At 42.7% G+C, this 16,609-nt stretch carries 13 protein-coding genes; 11 read left to right on the top strand and 2 right to left on the bottom strand.

Annotation, left to right across the window (positions count from 1 at the left end; genetic code table 11):
• The first annotated feature begins 363 nt into the window (after nt 1-363).
• The 8 genes from HYN43_RS05370 to HYN43_RS05335 all read left to right on the top strand — a co-directional run bounded on the left by HYN43_RS05370 (nt 364) and on the right by HYN43_RS05335 (nt 7,505).
• Nucleotides 364-969, top strand: a complete 606-nt coding sequence (locus HYN43_RS05370; RefSeq protein ID WP_119408471.1) for a GIN domain-containing protein — start codon at nt 364-366, stop codon at nt 967-969.
• A 534-nt stretch (nt 970-1,503) separates the two neighbouring features.
• A complete protein-coding gene (locus HYN43_RS05365) occupies nt 1,504-2,094 on the top strand; it encodes a TetR/AcrR family transcriptional regulator (RefSeq protein WP_119408469.1) in 591 nt (196 codons plus the stop codon).
• Nucleotides 2,095-2,218: 124 nt separating this feature from the next.
• Nucleotides 2,219-3,073, top strand: coding sequence for an oxidoreductase (locus HYN43_RS05360; protein WP_119408468.1), 855 nt, complete (start codon nt 2,219-2,221; stop codon nt 3,071-3,073).
• A gap of 42 nt (nt 3,074-3,115) precedes the next feature.
• A complete protein-coding gene (locus HYN43_RS05355) occupies nt 3,116-3,862 on the top strand; it encodes an SDR family oxidoreductase (RefSeq protein WP_119408467.1) in 747 nt (248 codons plus the stop codon).
• Nucleotides 3,863-4,022: 160 nt separating this feature from the next.
• Nucleotides 4,023-4,547, top strand: a complete 525-nt coding sequence (locus tag HYN43_RS05350) for a hypothetical protein (RefSeq protein WP_119408466.1) — start codon at nt 4,023-4,025, stop codon at nt 4,545-4,547.
• 436 nt (nt 4,548-4,983) lie between these two features.
• Nucleotides 4,984-5,592, top strand: coding sequence for a GIN domain-containing protein (locus HYN43_RS05345; protein WP_119408465.1), 609 nt, complete (start codon nt 4,984-4,986; stop codon nt 5,590-5,592).
• Nucleotides 5,593-5,707: 115 nt separating this feature from the next.
• Entirely contained in the window at nt 5,708-6,430 is a 723-nt protein-coding gene (locus HYN43_RS05340; protein ID WP_162996320.1) for a head GIN domain-containing protein, read from the top strand.
• Nucleotides 6,431-6,524: 94 nt separating this feature from the next.
• A complete protein-coding gene (locus HYN43_RS05335; protein WP_119408463.1) occupies nt 6,525-7,505 on the top strand; it encodes a c-type cytochrome in 981 nt (326 codons plus the stop codon).
• A gap of 274 nt (nt 7,506-7,779) precedes the next feature.
• Here HYN43_RS05335 and HYN43_RS05330 read toward each other — a convergent pair whose 3' ends face one another.
• Complete coding sequence (locus HYN43_RS05330; RefSeq protein WP_162996319.1) at nt 7,780-8,853, bottom strand: alpha/beta hydrolase; 1,074 nt, start codon at nt 8,851-8,853, stop codon at nt 7,780-7,782.
• Nucleotides 8,854-9,266: 413 nt separating this feature from the next.
• Here HYN43_RS05330 and HYN43_RS05320 point away from each other — a divergent pair, with 413 nt between their 5' ends.
• From HYN43_RS05320 to HYN43_RS05310, 3 genes are read left to right on the top strand one after another with little or no spacing between them, the layout of a single operon-like run.
• On the top strand, nt 9,267-12,281 hold the full coding sequence (locus HYN43_RS05320; RefSeq protein WP_119408460.1) for a SusC/RagA family TonB-linked outer membrane protein: 3,015 nt from the start codon (nt 9,267-9,269) through the stop codon (nt 12,279-12,281).
• Between the two features lie 29 nt (nt 12,282-12,310).
• Nucleotides 12,311-13,894, top strand: a complete 1,584-nt coding sequence (locus HYN43_RS05315; protein WP_119408459.1) for a RagB/SusD family nutrient uptake outer membrane protein — start codon at nt 12,311-12,313, stop codon at nt 13,892-13,894.
• Nucleotides 13,895-13,954: 60 nt separating this feature from the next.
• A complete protein-coding gene (locus tag HYN43_RS05310) occupies nt 13,955-14,986 on the top strand; it encodes a SusE domain-containing protein (RefSeq protein ID WP_119408458.1) in 1,032 nt (343 codons plus the stop codon).
• A gap of 268 nt (nt 14,987-15,254) precedes the next feature.
• Here the strand turns inward: HYN43_RS05310 and HYN43_RS05305 are convergent, their stop codons facing one another.
• Nucleotides 15,255-16,541, bottom strand: coding sequence for a citrate synthase (locus tag HYN43_RS05305; protein WP_119408457.1), 1,287 nt, complete (start codon nt 16,539-16,541; stop codon nt 15,255-15,257).
• Nucleotides 16,542-16,609 lie beyond the last annotated feature (68 nt).

Genomic DNA, 16,609 nt, shown 5'->3' with positions numbered 1-16,609 from the left:
CTTCGCACCTTTGCGTGCTTAAAATCTCAAACTATTCAAACCAAAAAACTTTGCGCCTTCGCGCCTTTGCGCGCTCAAAATCTTCAAACTATCCAAACCAAAAGCTTTGCGTGCTTGAAATTTAGCAACTATCCACCAAAAGGCTTTGCATATTACTGAGCAATACTTCGTACTGGTTGCGCTTTCGTCTGCTCATGAAAAATCCCGTGGCTTTTCACCGGGGAAAACCACCGCTTTACCGATAAAAACCTGTCTTCCATCTATTTAACCCAATACCGCTGTAACGTTTTAAAATTGGGGGCGTCTTATCAGTGTATTTAATGAAATAAAAAATAATCACTTGATAATCAAAATATTAAAGCCATGAAAACTACATTAATCGCCATCGCTGCCGTATTGTTTATGGTACCTGGATTCGCAAAAAATGCAAATGCAAACGCAACCACAATTAAAGATAACGCTGCAGTTGTTTTAACCGATGTAAGCAACATTAACAAAATTGAAGTTTACGGCAACGTTGAACTTTATGTATCAAGCGGCCCGGCCGACCAGGTAAAGGTTTACAACCGCTATTATGCCGAAAACGCATTGGTACAAAGCAAAAAAGGGGTATTACGCATCTCCTCATATAAAAACGAAAAACTGGTGGTTTGGGTAACTGCCAATCAATTAAGCGCCATAACCGCCTATGATAATGCTGAAATTAAATCATTCGGCAGCCTTAGCGGGGTTGAACTGAACGTGAAGCTAAACAACAACGCTTCGGCAAAATTAAACCTGGATACCTATGCAGCCAGCATCAGCCTAAGCGGCAATGCCAAAGCCGAACTAAGCGGTAACACCAGCGAATACAGCCTTACCCGCACCCCGGTATCAAACGTAAACAGCAATGGTTTAACTTACGCTCACGCCACCGAAACTTTAAACCGTGAAACTAAACCGGTAGTAGCTGAGTACGCTACTTTATAATAAAGCCATTTTTTTTGAGTCAATTATATAGTGGAAGCCGTTCTCTGTAAAGAGGCGGCTTTTTTGATTTTTAAGCATGCTAAGGCAGTGAGGTATGCAGGCGAAATTATTAAAGTCGTCATTGCGAGGTACGAAGCAATCGCGAACTATACAGAGCGAACTTGTCTACGTGCGGTTGCTTCGTTCCTACCCAAAAAATCTTTAAAAATACGTTGTCATGCTGAGGAACGAAGCATCTTCTACAACTTGCATAGCGGCTATACAGGGCGAAGAAGATCCTTCGTTCCTCAGGATGACAAAAGGCCGATGTCATATAATCCGTCAGAGGCGACCGCTTTTACTTACTCAGGATGACAAGGTGGTGATGTCATATTCCTTCAGATGCTCCCGCTTTCAGCTACTCGATGGCAGGTAGAATATGGTTTTGTATTTCATGAATTTTTCTCCTAATCTTCACCCAATTGTCATCAAATAAAATACCATTTCATTTTTCGACTTTTTAGTCTAATTTTGATTCGTCAAACAAAAACAACAATGGGCAAAGCAGAAAGAACCAGGCAATTTATCATCGAACAGGCAGCGTCCCTGTTTAATGAAAAAGGTATTGCCGGTACTACCATTGATGATATTTTGACGGCTACCAAAATGGCCAAAGGCGGTTTGTATGGGCACTTTGAAAGTAAGGATGAAATTGCCCGTGTAATGGTTGATTACCTGCTTGGCAAACTGAGCGATAAGATAGCATCGGCTATGGCCCACGAAAAAACGGCGGTAAAAAAGATCTTTGCCTTTATCGATGTATATAAAGATCCTATAAAATCATACATCGACGGGGGGTGCCCGGTTTTGAATTTTGGTGTGGAGGCTGATGATAATAACCCCGAACTAAAACTGAAACTCAAAAAAATTATAGAAGAGGGCCAGGAAACCATTAAAGCCGTTATCAAGGGTGGGGTTGAAAGTGGAGAATTATCGCCCGAAATAGACGCCGCCGATTATGCCATCAAAATGTTTGCCTCGCTGGAAGGTGGGATGCTGGTTTCGCGGGTTACCGGGGATAGCAAATACATGCACAGCCTGATAAAAATGTTAAAAACCGAATTGAAAAGCTACGAGATAAACTAATTTTTTTTAATAAAAATAGACCAAAAAGTCTTTTACTGAATTTTAAGTAGACCAACAAAAGCAAATCACACACATAAAAATAGACTAAAAAGTCTAAAAATATCAACATAAAAACAAAACAACAATGAAAACTCAAAAAGTAATATTAGTAACCGGAGCCTCGAAAGGTTTTGGTTTAGAGATTGCAAAAACTGCCCTTGCAGCCGGCGATAAAGTAATAGCAACCGTACGCAGCAAAGCCGATGAGCTTGCCGCCTCATTAAATAATAACCCCAATCTGTTGGTGGTAACCATGGATGTAACCAACGAAGAACAGGTTAAAGCCGCTGTAGAAGAAGGCGTGGCTTATTTTGGCAACGTTGATGTATTGATCAACAACGCGGGTTATGGCATAGTAACCGCTATTGAAGAAGCTACCGATGCCGAAACCAAAGCACAATACGCCACTAACGTATTCGGTTTGCTGAATGTAACCCGCGCGGTATTGCCTCATTTACGCGCTCAAAAATCAGGGCATATTATTAATATATCATCACTGTTTGGTTATGATGCCTATCCGGGTTGGGCCTTGTACGGATCTACCAAGTTTGCTGTTGAAGGCATCTCAAAAGGTTTGGCCCTGGAGTTAGCTCCGCTGGGTATTAAAGTTACTGCTGCCGCTCCCGGCTTGTTCAGCACCGATTTTTTGAGCGCCGAATCATATACCGCGGGTAAAAACATTATTGAAGATTATGCCACTACCGTTGGCCCGATGAGGGCGGGTGCCGATCAGTTACATGGCAACCAGCCTGGCGACCCTAAAAAACTTGCACAGGTACTTGTTGACCTGGCACATAATGAAAACCCTCCGTTGCATTTGCCAATAGGTAAAGATGCAGCAGGCATGTTTAAAGCCAACAGCGAAAAAGTTAACAAAGAGGTAGATCAATGGCTGGCGGTATCAACCAGTACCGATCATGATCATGTTACTACAAACTAATTAAATCATCATATACACTCAACTCTCTAAATAATAAAAATCATGTCGAACAATAAAAAAGTTGCCTTAATTACAGGCGCAAACCGAGGTATAGGCTACGAAACCGCTAAACAACTGGGCGAAAAAGGTGTGGCCGTAATTGTAGCCGCCCGCAACATCAAATCGGCCGAAGAAACCGCTGCTAAATTAGCCGGACAAGATATTGAAGCTTATGGCATCCAGCTGGATGTTACCAATGCCGATGAACGTAAAGCCGCCGCCGCTTACATCGATCAAAAATTTGGTAAGCTGGATATATTGGTGAACAATGCCGGCGTAGGTCCAAAAGAAGATGATTTGTTTGTAAAGAAGACCGTAGCTACTACCGCCGATGAGTTTGAATATATATTCAATACCAACCTTTTCAGCGTGGTATACCTCACTAACGACGTATTGCCGCTGTTGAAAAAGAGCGATGCAGGCCGTATAGTTAACCTGTCGAGCATATTAGGATCGCTTACCCTGCATGCCGATCCTGAAAGCCCGATAGCACCGTTTAAACGCTTATCGTACGCGGCATCAAAAACTGCTTTAAATACTTTCACCGTGCTTTTGGCCGATGAGCTAAAAGGCACCAATATCAAAGTTAACTCTGCACACCCAGGCTGGGTACAAACAGAACTGGGCAGCGTTGAACACGCCCCTATGAGCGTACCTGATGGTGCCAAAACCAGTGTAGAGCTTGCACTAATTGGCGAAGATGGCCCTAACGGCAGGTTTATTCACCTGGGCGAAGAATTGCCCTGGTAAGCCAACCTTGTATTTATATATGTTTGTTTTGTGGCAGGGCGTTGGTAACAGCGCCCTGTTTTGGTTTTGATTCGCTCCCCAAATATTAACAGAAGAATAACTGGTTGTTAAGAGTTTATATTTAGTGCCAAAATTTAACCTAAAGGGCGTATTATTGTATATGCGTTTGTTACTTAAGCCCTTGTTATTTATTGCCGTTGTAATTACCCTGCTATCTGTTAGTTTTAAAGGAGCTGCCCAGCAAACACAAACATATCCCCGCATAACCGGCTACTTCAGCCTTACTAACCCTATTGGCACCTGGAATAAAGATGGTTTTAAAAGCAATTTTGATGGGGATGTTTATACCATTGCCTTTCCCTTTGGCATGAACCTGTTAAAAAGTGATCATTTTGGGGTAAGCTTCGAAGTATCGCCATCTATCCGTACCGAAAAAAATGTATCGAAGGTAAATTCGGTATTATTTCATCCCGGTGCCATGTTTAGGTTTAAACATGGCTTTACTTTTATCGGCAGGATGGCATTTGAAACCAACGGACGCTTTGGTGTAACGCCGGTTTTTAACCAGGTGGTGGTACGCGGAAAAAACGCTAATTTTTTTGTCTCGGTACCGGTACCTGTTAGGTTTGGGAATGATCAGCCGGCTTCTGTTGGCACGGGGCTGCAGTTGGGGGTATCGTTTTAAGATTTGTTTCTGTGATATATCATTACTACTACGCCGTTCATACACTCCTTGTGCTGTCTCTTGACTCTGTCTACGAACTACTATGCCTGTAGTTTGCAACTACAGATGGATTGATAAAACTTTTTGGCCGAAGCAATTCTGTAGTAGCAGACTACGGGCATAGGCGTCTGAAGTTGAAAACTTCAGACAGCTTAGCTTTTTTCCCTATCGATAACCGCATAATTTCATATGCACATCTGAAATCCGCACATCTGCACATCCACACATCAAAATTTCTTCCCCTTTTCACCGATGATTTCCCGCCATTCGCCGACTAAAACCTGCCGTACATCTAATTGAACCAAAACTGCTGTAACGTTTTAAAAATGGGGGCGTCTTATCTGTGTATTAAATGAAATAAAAACACAAATAATTGACAATCAAAATATTAATCATCATGAAAACTACAATATTAACAATCGCAACCTCTTTAGTTTTAGCACTTGGCGTATCAACCGCAGCTAATGCAAATACCAAAATTGATAACAACGCAGCCGTTGTTTTGAACAATGTAAACAAGATCAACAAAATTGAAGTTCGTGGTAACGTAGAAGTTTACGTATCAGCCGGCGACGCCGACCAGGTTAAAGTTTACAATAAATACTACGCCGAAAACGCGCTTGTTCAAAACAACAACGGTACTTTGCGCATCACCTCATACAAAAATGAAAAACTGGTAGTTTGGGTAACCGCTGCCGATTTGAAAGCCATCAATGCTTATGACAATGCTGAAGTAAAATCATTCGGTAAATTATCTGCCCTTGATTTGAATGTTAACCTTTACAACAACGCTTCAGCTAAATTAAATTTAGATGCCTACGCCGCAACAGTTAACGTAAACGATCATGCCAAAGTTGAACTTAACGGTACTGCCGATGTATACACACTTAACCACACCCGCGAATCGTTTGTAAACAACAACGCTTTTGCCGCTAACCAGTATAATGATAAAGTAACCAACGCACCTGCTAAACATACAGTTGAAAACGAACTGGCAGGCCTTTAATAATCACTTTTGCAAAAGTCTATCATATATTCTGAAAGCTACCGCCCAAAATGTGGTAGCTTTTTTTAATTTTGATGTAACACTAAACTGCCCCCGGGCGTCATACACCACAACCATGAAAAAGCACATCTTTACCATCACTATTATAAGCGCGTTTATTGTAACAGGCATTTTATCATCGTGCCGGTTAAAATGCGTGCACGGGTCGGGCAATCAGACCACCGAAAAACGCAAAGCAGACGATTTTAAAAAAGTAGATATTTCGGGTGCTTTCAAAGTACACTTAAAGCAGGATAGCACTTTAGGAATTTCCATTACTGCGGATGATAACCTGATCAAATATATTTCAACCTCGGTTGAGGGGGGCACACTGCATATCAAATCGAAAAAGAATTTCTGCGATCCCGGCGATATGGTGATTAATATCGGCGTGAAAAACCTGGAAGAAGTTAAGGCTGCCGGTGCTGTAGAAGTTTACAGCGACGGTAAAATAACCGCCAAAGATTTTAGCCTCGATCTGTCGGGTGCTACCAAAGTAACTTTAGATTTAAACGCGGCCAACGTATCAACCGATGGCAGCGGTGCCACCGAGGTTAATTTAACAGGCCAGGCATCATCGCACAAAATTGACATGAGCGGTGCCAGCAAAATTAACGCCTTTGATTTTGTTGTTGGCGAATATGAAATTGAAACTTCGGGTATTGCTCATTGTAAAATCAACGTATTGAAAACGCTTAACGTACACACCAGCGGCGCATCCGAAATTGAGTACAAAGGTTCACCATCTACGGTAAATAACGATAAATCGGGCGCTTCGTCCATCAAAAAGGTTGACTGATCATCTATCATAAAATCACAGCAAAAAAGCTGAGGAACTGATAAATCCCCGGCTTTTTTATTATTCACTACCTATCACTAATTAAAAATTTCAAATGAAAAAGTTTTTAAAATGGACAGCCTATGCCGTTATTGCACTGGTGCTGATCATTATTGCAGGCATCTCATACATAACGCTTGCACTCCCTAACGTGGGCCAACCCGAAGCCATTAAAATTGATGCCACGCCGCAGCGCATAGCCCGCGGCAAGTACCTGGCCAACCATGTAACCCTTTGTATGGATTGCCACTCGGCCCGCAGCTGGGATAAGTTTGCAGGTCCGTCTGATTCTACAACGCTTGGCGGGGGCGGCGAAAAATTTGATGCCGCGGTTGGTTTTCCTGGTACGGTTTATTCGCCTAACATTACGCCGCTCAATTTAGCTGGCTGGAGCGATGGCGAATTATTTCGGGCTATTACCACCGGGGTTAAAAAAGATGGTTCGGCCATATTCCCGATCATGCCATGGCCTTATTATGCTAAAATGGATAGAGAAGATGTTTTTGATATCATCGCATACATGCGTACTTTAAAACCGCTGGGCAAAAACTACCCGGCACACCAGCTGGATTTTCCGCTGAGCGTTATTGTACATACCATGCCTAAAAAGGCCGAACTGGGTACGGTACCAAATCCGTCGGATACTATTAAGTATGGTGCCTACCTGTTAAATGCGGCAGCCTGTAAAGAATGCCACACGCAATCGGATAAAGGAACGCTGAAAGAAGAACTTGCTTTTGCAGGCGGACAAGGCTATCAATTACCGGGAGGAGGCAAAGTATATTCGGCCAACATCACCCCGGATAAAACAACCGGCATAGGCAGCTGGACCAAAGAACAATTTGTAAGCCGTTTTACCCAATATGCCGATGGCAAAATACAGCCAACACCGGTAAAACCCGGCGAGTTTCAAACCATTATGCCCTGGTGGAAATATGCCGGTATGAAAACATCCGATCTGGAAGCGATATACGCTTACTTGAAAACCATTAAGCCTATTGAGAATAAGGTGGTGAAATTTGTGGGGAGAGATTAGAGGTTGGAGATTAGAGGTTAGTTGTTGTGTGGAATGATGGGTCGGCTGTGTTAGTGCGGTGGAGCCTGCAGGCATATGGGTGTACAGCCCGTGCATAGGTAACGCTCACATTTTTGAACCGTTGATTTTTTTGATTACGTTGATTTCGCTGATTTTTTGTTAATACATGGGGAAAAATGAGCATCCGGTAGAAAAGACATAACTGCACGGAAAAAGTTCGGAAGCCGGGACGGCGAAAGCGTCTTTCCGGCTTGCCGGCTTCCGGACTTATTGGCTATTTCCGCATTAACCATTCATAAAATCCCGGCCAATCTCCGTTCCATTGTTTTTCATTGTGTAATGCGCCTTTAATAACCACCACAGGTGCATTTTGCGGCTTGATACCTTTTAGCTTTACCAGATCGGCCATCTTCAGCATATCTGCAACCATACTGTCACTTTCAGCATCGCCGCAAACAAAATAAAAACGTGCCGATTTGCTTAATGCTGTTTCTTTAACCAGCTTATAAAGATCCGGAGCTATCCAAAGCGCAGGCGAAAAGATCCCGGCATTGCCAAACACCTCCGGATGTTTAACAGCGGCATACATCGAGATCAACCCTCCCATCGAGCTGCCTGCAATTGTTGTATGCTTTGCATCTTTAATAGTGCGGTAGTGGGTATCGACATAAGGCTTGAGGTTTTTAATTAAAAACTGCACATAATCATCACCCCTGCCCTTTCCATATTTCGAATCGTAAGGATCATATTCGGTTATGCGATTATCACCACCATGGTCAATGCCAACTATAATACACTGATTTTTGGCCGTTACCTTATCCATCAATTCATCTATCCCCCATTCGCCATAGCCAGAGGTATATTCATCAAAAAGGTTTTGCCCGTCGTGCATGTAAATCACCGGGTATTTCTTTTTGGCTGCTTCATAGCCTGCAGGCAGATAGATCCAAACCCGGCGTTGGCGGCCAAGCTGCGGCATATCAAATTTTTCGCTGATAACGTGTACCTGCGCGGTGGCCGTATGTTTCTTTTCGGCCGGGGTAAAATTATCCTGCCAGCCTGCTACATCAAGTGTTACTGTGGTATCGGTGCTGAGTTTTAAAAGGCGGTTATCAATTTGTTTTCCCGAGGCATCGCATTCAACTGTGCTCCAGCTGCCGCGGGTAATTTTAAAATGATAGATGCCGGCGCGTAGTTCTTTGGATAAAGCGTACTTTTCACCATCAGTATTGATCAGTTCCCAGGCCTTATCGCCAGGGTTCCAACCGTTAAAATCACCTGCTAAAAACAGACGTTCGGAAGCACTTTTCAGAGCCGGAATTTTGCCGGTAAAAACATTGATTTTCACCTGTGCAAAAAGCAAAAAATTTTGGCTCAAAAGCCAAAACGCGCAGAAAATTATTTTTTTCGTCATCGTAAAACAGTAAAAACCGGGAACGTTTCCGGGAACGTTCCCGGAAATTGATTGCATTAAAGTAAAATCACCTATTGTGTATTATTGACACTTACATTTTTAATAAATGCCCGTTTAAATCCAAATTTCGCATAAAAACAATATTTTTTGACATCTTTTTTAACACTTTTCAATATTTCTTTTCAGTTAAAAAAGCCTTAATTAAACGCTTTAAAATTATCTTTTACATAAAATTTGCAATTGATATTTGTAAATGTAAATTAGTCGCATGCTGTTTCGGCAACTATTATAAACCAATTATAGCCGACAAATTAAGCCTTTTTTTATTCATAAAAATCAATAAGTAAATGAGAAAAAATTACTCAAAAAAGTATGTTCTTCTTTGCGCTTTCCTGATGATGTCTGTCATGGCATTTGCTCAAACCGGAAGCATTAAAGGAAAGGTATCCGACGAAACTAACCAGCCCCTGCCCGGCGCTACGGTTACTATCGACGGCACCACCATCGGCTCAACTACCGATGCTAATGGTAACTATGCCATTAACAATGTTAAAGCCGGTAGCTATACCCTTAGCATTAAGTTTATCGGTTATGTTACTTTAAAACAAGCGGTAAATGTTAGCGGTACAAGCACCTTAAACTTCAGTCTTGTACCCGAAAGTAAAAGCCTCAATGAAGTGGTGGTTATCGGTTACGGTACTCAGCGCAAAAAAGATCTTTCGGGAGCTATCACCAATGTTACCGCCAAAGATTTCCAGAAAGGTGTGATCACCACTCCCGAACAGTTAATTGCGGGTAAGGTAGCCGGCGTATCGGTAATATCAAACAGCGGCGCGCCTGGTGCAGGTAGCACCATACGTATCCGTGGTGGTGTATCACTAAGTGCCAGTAATGATCCGCTTATTGTAATTGATGGTGTGCCTATCAGCAACAACTCTATCTCGGGTGCTGCCAATCCTTTAAGTTTGATAAACCCTAATGATATCGAATCATTTTCGGTTTTAAAAGATGCTTCTGCAGCTGCCATCTATGGTAACAGGGCATCAAACGGTGTAATTTTAATCACCACTAAAAAAGGCAAAAGCGGCAAACCGGTTATTGATTTCAGCTCACAGATTTCGGCCAGTAAACTAACCAAAGAAGTACCCGTATTGACCGGCGACCAGATCCGTGCTTATACCAAAGCCAATGGCACCGCTGCTCAAATTGCTTTATTAGGTACCGCTAATACCGATTGGCAAAAACAAATTTACCAAACAGGCATCACCACAGATAATAATATCAGCGTCTCGGGTGCTGCCAAACACCTCCCCTACCGCGTATCTGCCGGTTACCTTGACCAGGACGGTATTTTAAAAACCAGTTCATTACAACGTATAACAGGCGCTATCAACTTAAGCCCAAGCTTTTTCCAGGACCATCTGAAAGCAACCCTGAATGTTAAAGGCGCACAATCAAAACAACGTTTTGCCAATGAAGGCGCTATCGGCTCGGCTGTTAGCTTCGATCCAACCAAACCTGTATATTCGGGCAACAACCGCTTTGGTGGCTATTGGCAATGGCTAAATAACCCTGCCCAACCTGGCGGTCCACTTAAAGATCTGGCTACCTTAAACCCACTTGGTTTATTGGAGCAGCAGGACAACCGCAGTACAGTTTACCGCAGCATCGGCAACTTACAGTTAGACTATAAATTTCACTTTTTACCAGAGTTACACGCCAATGTTAACTTAGGCTATGATATTTCGAAAGGTTCCGGGAACGTTATCATTCCTGATAGCGCTGCATCAAACTACAAAGGTTTCCTTGATGCAAAAGGCGTTACTCATCGTGGTTTAAACAACCAGTACAAACAAAAACAATCAAACACCATATTTGAAGGTTACCTGAGCTACGCTAAAGACTTCAAAAGTATAGCCAGCCACATCGACGCGGTTGCAGGTTATTCATACCAGGATTTTTCGATCACCAATTACAACTTCGGCAACTTCGCCCGCGATGGTGTTCAACAACCCGGCACACAACCGGTATATCCTTTTGACAAACCCGAAAACAGGCTGATCTCGGTATACGGTCGTTTAAATTACGTGTTTATGGATAAATACATCCTTACCGGTACTGTACGTCGTGACGGTTCGTCAAAATTCAACCCAGATCAAAGGTTTGGTACTTTCCCATCTGTTGCATTTGCATGGAAGCTGAAAGAAGAATCGATGTTTAAAGGTTTAACTGCCTTGTCTGATCTTAAATTACGCGCAGGTTACGGTATTACCGGCCAGCAGGACGGTATCGGAAATTACGATGTGATCTCATTTTATAACCTGAGCAACAACACTGCTCAATACCAAATAGGCGATACTTTTTATAACCTGTACCGTCCGGGTGGTTATTATTCACTGCGTACCTGGGAGCAAACAGCATCAACCAACGTAGCTGTTGATTTCGGTTTCCTTGATAACCGGATTACCGGTACCGTTGATTACTATCACCGTAAAACATCAAAACTGTTAAACCAGATCCCGCAGCCGGCAGGCACCAACTTCTCTAACTATATAGTGGCTAATATTGGTGATTTAACCAGCAATGGTTTGGAATTAAACCTGAATGCCGATGTGATCAGGACTCAAGATGTTACCTGGAATGTTAATCTGAACGCTACTTATACCACTAACAAGATCACCAAACTTACCCTGGCGCCTGATCCGAGCTATCCGGGCGTATTTACGGGCGGCATATCGGGTGGTACTGGTAATACTATCCAAATTAATTCGGTTGGTTATCCTCGTAACTCGTTCTATGTTTATCAACAGGTTTATGGTGCAGATGGCCGCCCACTTGATGGCGTATTTGTTGATCGTAACACAGATGGTATCGTAAACTCAAACGATCTTTATCGTTACAAAAGTTCTGATCCAAAAGGTTATTTTGGTTTAAGCTCAAACGTTACCTACCGCAAATGGTCGGCAGGTTTTGTGGCCAGGGCAAGCGTTGGCAATTATGTATATAACAACGTATTCTCAAGTTCAGCAACACAGCTAAGTATCTTTAACGGTATCGGCATTTTAAATAACGCCTCGACTAATTTACTGGAAACCGGCATCACCGGCTCATCAGACAAAGGCAGGTTATCTGATTATTTTGTACAAAACGCATCATTTATCCGTATGGATAACGTAAACGTTGGTTACAACTTTGGTAAGTTGTTCCACAACACCGGCAACCTGCGTTTGAGCGCCAATGTTCAAAACGTATTTGTAATTACCAAATACAAAGGTGTTGATCCGGAAGTTAGTAACGGTATCGACGCTAACTTTTACCCTCGCCCACGTACTTATGTGTTAGGTCTTAATTTATCGCTATAACACTTTATCAACAGTAAAGAGAAATTGACATGAAAAGAAATTCAATAAAATATATAACTGTAGCAGCTTTAATTGCCGGCGGCCTTACGTCGTGCACTAAAAAGCTCGATCTGCTGCCAACCAACGATGTTACCTCGGCACAGGTTTACAGCAATCCCGAAGGATATAAAAAGGCTTTTGCCAAAGTTTATGCTGCCTATGCATTAACCGGCAACTCGGGCCCGGCAGGTAATGGCGACGTACAGGGTATTGACGAAGGTACATCCGACTTTTTCAGGCTTATGTGGTGCGCCGAAGAGTTATCAACCGACGAGGCTGTTGTTGGCTGGGGCGACGTAGGTTTACCCGACTTTCACAGCATGACCTGGTCATCAAGCAATACTTTCCTTACCGGTTTATATTACCGTTGTATGTATCAAATCACTTTGGCTAATGATTTTATCCGCCAATCATCTGATGCCAATCTCAGCAGCCGTGGTATTAGTGGTGCCGATGCTGATAAAATACGCCAGTATGTTGCCGAAGCTCGTTTTTTAAGGGCTTACCAATATTCTATCCTGATGGATCTGTTTGGCAACCCTCCATTTGTTACCGAAAATGATCCGCTGGGCGGTCCGCTGCCAAAGCAGATCAGTCGTAAAGATTTGTTTGCTTATATTGAAAGTGAACTTAAAGCCATCGACGGTACATTAGCTGCTCCAAAAACAAACGAATACGGCCGTGCCGATAAAGCTGCAGCATGGGCCTTATTAGCGAGGATTTATCTTAACGCCGAAGTTTACACCGGTACCGCCCAATACAACAACGCGGTAACGTATTCAAAAAAAGTGATCGACGCGGGCTATACCCTGATTGGTGACTACACAAAACTAATGCGTGCCGACAACAACCTTAATAAAAACGAATTTATTTTAACCATTAACTACGATGGTCTGCATACGCAAAGCTACGGTGGTATGACCTTCATGACCCACGCCCCTGTTGGCGGCAGCATGAACTCGGCCGATTTTGGCATCGCCGGTGGCTGGGCTGGTTTGCGTACAACAAAAGCCTTTGTAAACCTGTTCCCTGATGGAGCCGGCAGCGCGGATAAGCGTGCGCAGTTTTATACCGATGGTCAAAACATTGATATTAATACCATAAGTACTTTTACCGATGGCTACGCCATAACCAAGTTTAAAAACATTAAAATAGATGGCACCGCTGCACAAAGCAAGGATTATGCGGACGTAGATATGCCAATCTTCCGCCTGGCCGAGCAATACCTTATTTATGCCGAGGCTACAACCCGCGGTGGCGGTGGCGATGCAACTCTGGCCTTAAGTTATGTTAACGCATTAAGGGCACGTGCTTATCAAAGCGCAACCGTTGGCAAATTAACTGCCTTAACTACCGATTTGTTGTTAGATGAACGCGGCCGCGAGCTATATTGGGAAGGCTTCCGCCGTACCGATTTAGTCCGTTACAAAAAGTTTGTTGAGGCTACTTACCTATGGCCATTTAAAGGAGGATCAAAAGATGGTAAAGGCGTTGAAAGCTTCAGGAACCTATACCCATTACCATCAGCCGATGTTACAGCCAACCCTAATTTGAAACAAAATACAGGATATTAATAACATAACGGGAGGTGCCCGCAAAGCATCTCCCGTAAAACCATAAAACCTAAAAAGGATATGAAAAAAATATTTACCACGATTTTGGCAATAGGCGGCATAGCGCTGCTGATGCTGGCATCATGTAAAAAGGATGAAACAAAGGTTGTAGCAAACGTTGGCAAGGTAGGTGCTTTAACATCAACCACAACAACTCCTGAGTTATCAAAACCAAATGCCGCTAATGATGCTGTAACCTTTAGCTGGGCTGCTACGTCAGTAACCGGCTACAAAGCTCCTATTACTTATACTGTACAGGTAGACGTAAAAGGAAACAATTTTAAAAACGCGAGGGAAGTTAGTACCGATAAACTTACTCAAACGCTAAAAGTAGGTGTGCTAAACGATATGCTTATCGCTTTGAAGTTATCATATAACGATCCATCGCAGGTTGAGGTACGTATCAAATCATCGGCGGCACCAAACCTTGCAGCAACTTACTCAAATGTGGTTACTTTAACCGTATTGCCATACCAGGGCACAGGCTACATTTATGCCCCCGGTGCTTATCAAGGTTGGGAACCAAAAACTGCCGATAGCCTGATCTCGCCTAATAACGATGGTGTTTATGATGCAAACATTGGCTTTGCGGCTGGTAAACTGGAGTTTAAACTTACCCCAAAAAGAACCTGGGATGTTTCATGGGGTAACGCAGGCGGCGGAAATATTTCGACAGCGAAAGGTGATAACCTTTCAGTACCTTCTCCTGGCTACTATGCTATACACGTTGTTATCGATCAAAACGATAAATCAAAAGGCACATTTACAGCAACACAACAGTTTTGGAGTATTATTGGTGATGCCACACCTAACGGATGGGGAGGCGACACAGATATGGCTTACGACGCCGATGCCAAAACATGGAGTGTTACATCAACGCTAATTGGAGGCAAAGAAATGAAGTTCAGGTTTAACCACGATTGGGGAGTTAACTTAGGGGGCCCACTCGGCGCGCTTACCAATGGAGGAGATAACATCAAAATAACATCAGACGGCACGTATCGCATTGTACTTGACGCTAATGCCAAAACATGCACTATAACTAAGCTGTAAGCATACACATAGCAATAGTTGATTGATTGATTTATATAAGGCCCGCATGGTGAAAACCGGCGGGCCTAACTTTTGAACCGTTGATTGCCTTTTTGATTACGTTGATTTCGTTGATTCTATTTTATACTTGCGGCTTTTAAAGAATCAGCGAAATCAAACACATCAACGGTTCTGAAAAAAAGCGATGAGGTCATCCCCCATCGCTTTTCTTATTTAATATGATTTCTTTTTCTATGAACTATGATCCATCAACTATGAACCGAAAAAACTACCTGTTAGCTATTTCCACATAATCTTTAGAGGTTGCGCCAACATAAATCTGGCGCGGGCGCCCAATAGGTTCTTTGTTCTCTTTCATTTCTTTCCATTGGGCAATCCATCCCGGCAGGCGGCCAAGGGCAAACAATACGGTAAACATGTCTGTAGGGAAGCCTAAGGCGCGGTAAATAATACCCGAGTAAAAATCAACGTTAGGGTAAAGTTTACGCTCAACAAAGTAGGGATCCTTTAAAGCCACTTCTTCCAGTTTTTTGGCTATTTCCAGCACCTCATCGTTAATGCCTAATTTCTCTAAGATATCATCACAGGCTTTTTTAATGATTTTAGCACGGGGATCAAAGTTTTTGTAAACACGGTGACCAAAGCCCATCAGGCGGAAAGGATCGTTTTTATCTTTTGCTTTGGCAATCCATTTATCAGTATCACCACCGTCTTCTTTAATTTTTTCCAGCATTTCAATTACGGCCTGGTTGGCACCACCATGCAGCGGTCCCCAAAGGGCAGAGATTCCGGCAGAAACAGAAGCGTAGATATTAGAATCCGACGAGCCTACAATACGTACAGTTGAAGCTGAACAGTTTTGCTCATGATCGGCATGTAAAATTAACAGCTTGTTCATAGCATCAATCACTACCGGATCAATAGTAACCTCTTCTGTACGCTGACCAAAGGTCATGTGTAGGAAGTTGGTAACGTAATCGTATTTATTTTGAGGATAGATAACCGGGTGACCTAATGATTTTTTATAGATCCATGAAACCACGGTAGCCATTTTAGCAATCATTTTAATGATGCTTTGGTTAAGCTCTTCGTTGGTTTGCGATGGTTTTAATGATTCGGGATAAAAAGCTGATAAAGCCGATACCAATGATGACAGCTGCCCCATCGGGTGAGATTTTGACGGGAAACCATCAAAAAATTTCTTCATATCCTCGTGTACCAGCGTATGGCGGCTTAACTCGTATTGAAATGCCTTCAGTTTTTCTTCAGTTGGCAATTCGCCATAAATCAGCAAATAAGCAACTTCAATAAATGATGATTTTTCGGCCAATTGTTCAATCGGGTAACCGCGATATTTAAGTATGCCCTGCTCTCCATCTAAAAAAGTAATGGCGCTTTTGGTAGCGCCTGTATTTTTGTACCCGATATCGAGGGTAACATAACCTGTTTGATCGCGAAGCTTAGAAATATCGATTGCCTTTTCACCTTCAGTGCCCTCAATTACCGGCAGCTCGAATGTTTTATCATCAAGTATTAGTTGTGCTGTTTGAGCCATAGAGAATTTGTATCTGCAACAAATGTAAATAAATCTGCGTATTATTAACCGCTAATATAATTTACTGT

The sequence above is a fragment of the Mucilaginibacter celer genome (assembly GCF_003576455.2).
Classification (GTDB): domain Bacteria; phylum Bacteroidota; class Bacteroidia; order Sphingobacteriales; family Sphingobacteriaceae; genus Mucilaginibacter; species Mucilaginibacter celer.
This window is presented reverse-complemented; position numbering and strand designations above follow the sequence as displayed.

What these genes read in the sequence shown, in the direction of transcription:
- HYN43_RS05350 (WP_119408466.1), top strand. Translation starts at nt 4,023, where the DNA reads ATGCGTTTGTTACTTAAGCCCTTGTTATTTATTGCCGTTGTAATTACC.
- HYN43_RS05345 (WP_119408465.1), top strand. Translation starts at nt 4,984, where the DNA reads ATGAAAACTACAATATTAACAATCGCAACCTCTTTAGTTTTAGCACTT.
- HYN43_RS05365 (WP_119408469.1), top strand. Translation starts at nt 1,504, where the DNA reads ATGGGCAAAGCAGAAAGAACCAGGCAATTTATCATCGAACAGGCAGCG.
- HYN43_RS05305 (WP_119408457.1), bottom strand. Translation starts at nt 16,541, where the DNA reads ATGGCTCAAACAGCACAACTAATACTTGATGATAAAACATTCGAGCTG.
- HYN43_RS05335 (WP_119408463.1), top strand. Translation starts at nt 6,525, where the DNA reads ATGAAAAAGTTTTTAAAATGGACAGCCTATGCCGTTATTGCACTGGTG.
- HYN43_RS05315 (WP_119408459.1), top strand. Translation starts at nt 12,311, where the DNA reads ATGAAAAGAAATTCAATAAAATATATAACTGTAGCAGCTTTAATTGCC.
- HYN43_RS05310 (WP_119408458.1), top strand. Translation starts at nt 13,955, where the DNA reads ATGAAAAAAATATTTACCACGATTTTGGCAATAGGCGGCATAGCGCTG.
- HYN43_RS05355 (WP_119408467.1), top strand. Translation starts at nt 3,116, where the DNA reads ATGTCGAACAATAAAAAAGTTGCCTTAATTACAGGCGCAAACCGAGGT.
- HYN43_RS05360 (WP_119408468.1), top strand. Translation starts at nt 2,219, where the DNA reads ATGAAAACTCAAAAAGTAATATTAGTAACCGGAGCCTCGAAAGGTTTT.
- HYN43_RS05370 (WP_119408471.1), top strand. Translation starts at nt 364, where the DNA reads ATGAAAACTACATTAATCGCCATCGCTGCCGTATTGTTTATGGTACCT.
- HYN43_RS05340 (WP_162996320.1), top strand. Translation starts at nt 5,708, where the DNA reads ATGAAAAAGCACATCTTTACCATCACTATTATAAGCGCGTTTATTGTA.
- HYN43_RS05320 (WP_119408460.1), top strand. Translation starts at nt 9,267, where the DNA reads ATGAGAAAAAATTACTCAAAAAAGTATGTTCTTCTTTGCGCTTTCCTG.